Source organism: Psychromonas arctica DSM 14288, assembly GCF_000482725.1.
Lineage (GTDB): Bacteria > Pseudomonadota > Gammaproteobacteria > Enterobacterales > Psychromonadaceae > Psychromonas > Psychromonas arctica.
The window spans coordinates 194,601-197,928 of record NZ_KI519479.1; the positions used below are offsets into that span (position 1 = coordinate 194,601).

The 3,328-nt window shown below is 39.9% G+C and carries 2 protein-coding genes; one reads left to right on the forward strand and one right to left on the reverse strand.

The window, feature by feature from the left end; all coding sequences use genetic code 11:
* Positions 1-12: 12 nt before the first annotated feature.
* Positions 13-1,410 carry an IS4 family transposase gene (locus H592_RS0115850; protein WP_028869631.1) on the reverse strand — a complete coding sequence of 466 codons (1,398 nt, stop codon included), beginning with the start codon at positions 1,408-1,410 and terminating at the stop codon, positions 13-15.
* A 168-nt stretch (positions 1,411-1,578) separates the two neighbouring features.
* On the opposite strand from H592_RS0115850, the gene H592_RS0115860 reads away from it, so the two are divergent.
* Positions 1,579-3,113, forward strand: a protein-coding gene (locus tag H592_RS0115860) for an IS3 family transposase (protein WP_425414393.1) whose coding sequence is annotated in 2 segments (ribosomal slippage) — positions 1,579-2,035 and positions 2,035-3,113 — 1,536 coding nt in all. Because the reading frame shifts where the segments join, the coding sequence is not laid out codon by codon here.
* Positions 3,114-3,328 lie beyond the last annotated feature (215 nt).

Consider the following 3,328-nt stretch of genomic DNA (forward strand, 5'->3'; position numbering starts at 1 on the left):
TCTGTCTCTTGATCACATCTCCTGTTGTTGCGCTTGCATAAACCGAGCGCCTTCTAGCAACTGGCTCAGTGAAAACCATCCTTTCCACAAAGCTTCCCAACCAACAACCCCAGTTCGCTTACTGTTGTGCCACCCGCCTAATTTGGCAAGTGCATAATAAGCCCAATGTAATGAAGGCGTTGTGTTAGGTACTTTTTTAGTCTCGCTCTTTAACCACAACAGCTTCCATTCAAGAGGGTTGAAAAATTGATCGCAACTGATTGATTTTGCGTTGTCTTTATCACCAATAAGTTCACGTAACTGGAGAAGTCTCACCGCAATAAATGCTGTTATGACAATGATTTTTTCTAGATTATTTCGCGTTTGCATGCGAAATGACTCAACTTGGGTGCCCGCTGACTTCCACGCTTTATGGAACTCTTCAACTCGCCACCTTAATTCATAAAATCTAACTATCTTTAGTGCATCAGAAGCACTATTTATTGGTTCGCTTGTATATAATTTCCACGATAATGGACTTGTTCCACTTGGTGGATCAATTTCATTGCAACTTATGACTGTTAAATTCATGCCTCCAAGTTTCTTGTGTTTTTTAGGAGGATAAATAGTAATGCAAGCATAACGCACTGCTACTTTTGCAATGCGTGCTTTTCGGCCTCCTTTCTGCTGTATCTTAACCGAATATGAAGCCTCGCTAGATTGATTTTCAATGTAGGGGCTTAGTTTATCACCGTCTGCATTGACGGTTCGCTCATGCTTGGCTCTCACTACAAAACGTTGATTTTTTATTGTTTTATAATCAATATACTCAAACATATCAGATTCACGATCACAAACGCTTATGATATTGTCCATGACATCTGCATATCGGGTACTCATTTCTTCCGACGAGCGTTGCCATTTATAACTTTCTTTTGTTTCGTACTTACGGCGTTTTCTGTCGTTAGCAGTACCAAAATTTTCCTCTTTTCTACACCAACGATGTTGCGCACCCAAGCCAATAGTACGCTCTGTTTCTGCATTGACCATCAGGACAGTGTGTGCCAACATTCCTTTAGAAGAGCTTTGTTTATATGCGCCAGTATGCCCCAGTTCTTTAGTCACATTGTGTCGGTAACACAATGTTGATGTATCTTCTAATGCAAGAATTGTATTTGACAGTGTTAGTTCAGGTAATAGTGAATTCAAACCAGCGGTAGCGATGTTATCAGCATCAATTTTATCATTACGAAGAAAGCGGTATGCACCTTCAATAGAGGCCTGTGAGCCAGATGCTTTCACAATAGAACTTCCTGTGTTGCTCGCCATTTGATGACTTATTTTTACCAGACGTTTAGTGCGTCGTTCATCACCTAACTCAGCATCTTTAAACAAATGATTAGCCCATTCCTCAGTATCTTTTATCAGCATAGTAATTCAACTCGTTCGGTATTTTCGTAATAACTGATCTGATCGACTAATATAAATAAAGTTCAATTTAAACCTAATTAATTTGTGTATAAGAGTTAGGTGTCAGACTAGTTGTCACCCCTTAGTTTTCACTTAATAATAAAGACAGGGAGCGGTAATTAGATTGGAATGACTGGATATTCACCAGAAAGAAAAGAAGCTGTTTTAAGTAAAGTATTACCACCACAATCAAGGTCGGTAGTTGAAGTTGCTAATGAAGAAGGCATACACTGTAGTACTTTATATGCTTGGCTAAAAGTAGCTCAAAACAACGGTGTAACTATGTCTAACTCAACGTCTTTAACGGCGGAAAAGAAACTTGCGATTATTATTGAAACCAGTCCTTTAACTGAATCTGAATTGGCAAAGTATTGCCGTGAAAATGGCTTTTATCCAGAACAAATAAAGGTTTGGAAAAGTGAGTTTGTACAAGGCATGCAAATAAAAAAAGTAAGCAAAAAAGCCAGTATTAAAGAAGCCCAAGCTGATAAAGCTGAGATCAAGAAATTAAAAAAAGAGCTACGACGCAAGGAGAAAGCACTTGCTGAAACTGCTGCCATATTGGTGCTAAGAAAAAAGTTGAACGCTTTCTACGGCCAAGAGGACGAGGAGAGCTAACGGCACTGCTTGAACGACAAAAGTTAATTACGCTGATTAATAAGGCTTTTACAGCAGGGGCTAGAAAAGCAATTGCTTGCTCTGAAGCAGGAATAAGCCTGAGAACCTATCGTCGCTGGATAAAAGAAGATGCACTGACGGTTGGAGATAGGCGCCTTGATGCTGATAGACCTGAGCCGAAAAACAAGTTAACCGATGCTGAACGGGCATCTATTTTAGCGATTTGTAACAGTAAAGAATACGCAAGCTTACCCCCTTCTCAGATAGTGCCTTCATTATTGGATTCGGGGGTATATATCGCTTCAGTATCAACGTTTTATCGGATTCTGAAACAAGTTGGTCAACTCGTTCGTCGAGGGCGTAGTAAAGTCCGTAAAAAAGTCAGTAAACCAACCACATATACCGCTAATAAAGCGAATGAAGTGTGGTCATGGGATATCACTTATTGTCACTCAAAAGTGCGGGGACAATATTATTATTTGTACATGATAGAAGATATTTATAGTCGAAAAATAGTCGGCTATGAGGTGCATGAAAACGAGTGTGGCATCAAGGCTGGTGAGTTACTTGAACGAACCTGTTGGCGAGAGAAAACAGGCCGTAATCCACTCGTTTTACATTCTGATAATGGTGCACCAATGAAAGCGGTGACGATGAAAGTAAAAATGGAAGAGCTCGGTGTTACACCATCATATAACAGACCAAGAGTGAGTAACGATAACCCGTATTCTGAATCTACATTTAGGACGCTAAAATATCGACCTGATTGGCCATCTCATGGGTTTAGCGACTTGAGTGAGGTACGAGATTGGGTGCAAGGTTTTGTGACCTGGTATAACACGGAGCACAAGCACAGCAAAATTAAGTTCGTTACGCCTAGTGAACGCCATGATGGTTTGGATAGTGACATACTGAATAAAAGAAAAATCGTATTACTAGATGCTAGGGCTAAAAAACCACTGCGTTGGTCTGGTGAGGTTCAAGACTGTAATGCAATTGGAGCTGTCACATTAAATCCAGATACTCCTAAGAAAGAAGCAGCATAAAAATTAGCTAATGAGTGCCAACTGTCTTGAAAAACACTGGTTGCGAGAGCAAGATTTGAACCTACGACCTTCGCCATTGTTTACAGAGAGTTGAGCCCGTCGAGGTACTAGACGACTCAAAAAAAATATCACTTTTATTTAAAAATATGATTTTTTCTTTTAAGGGATCTTCTAAAGAGATTAGAAGTTGGTTGCGAGAGCAGGATTTGAACCTA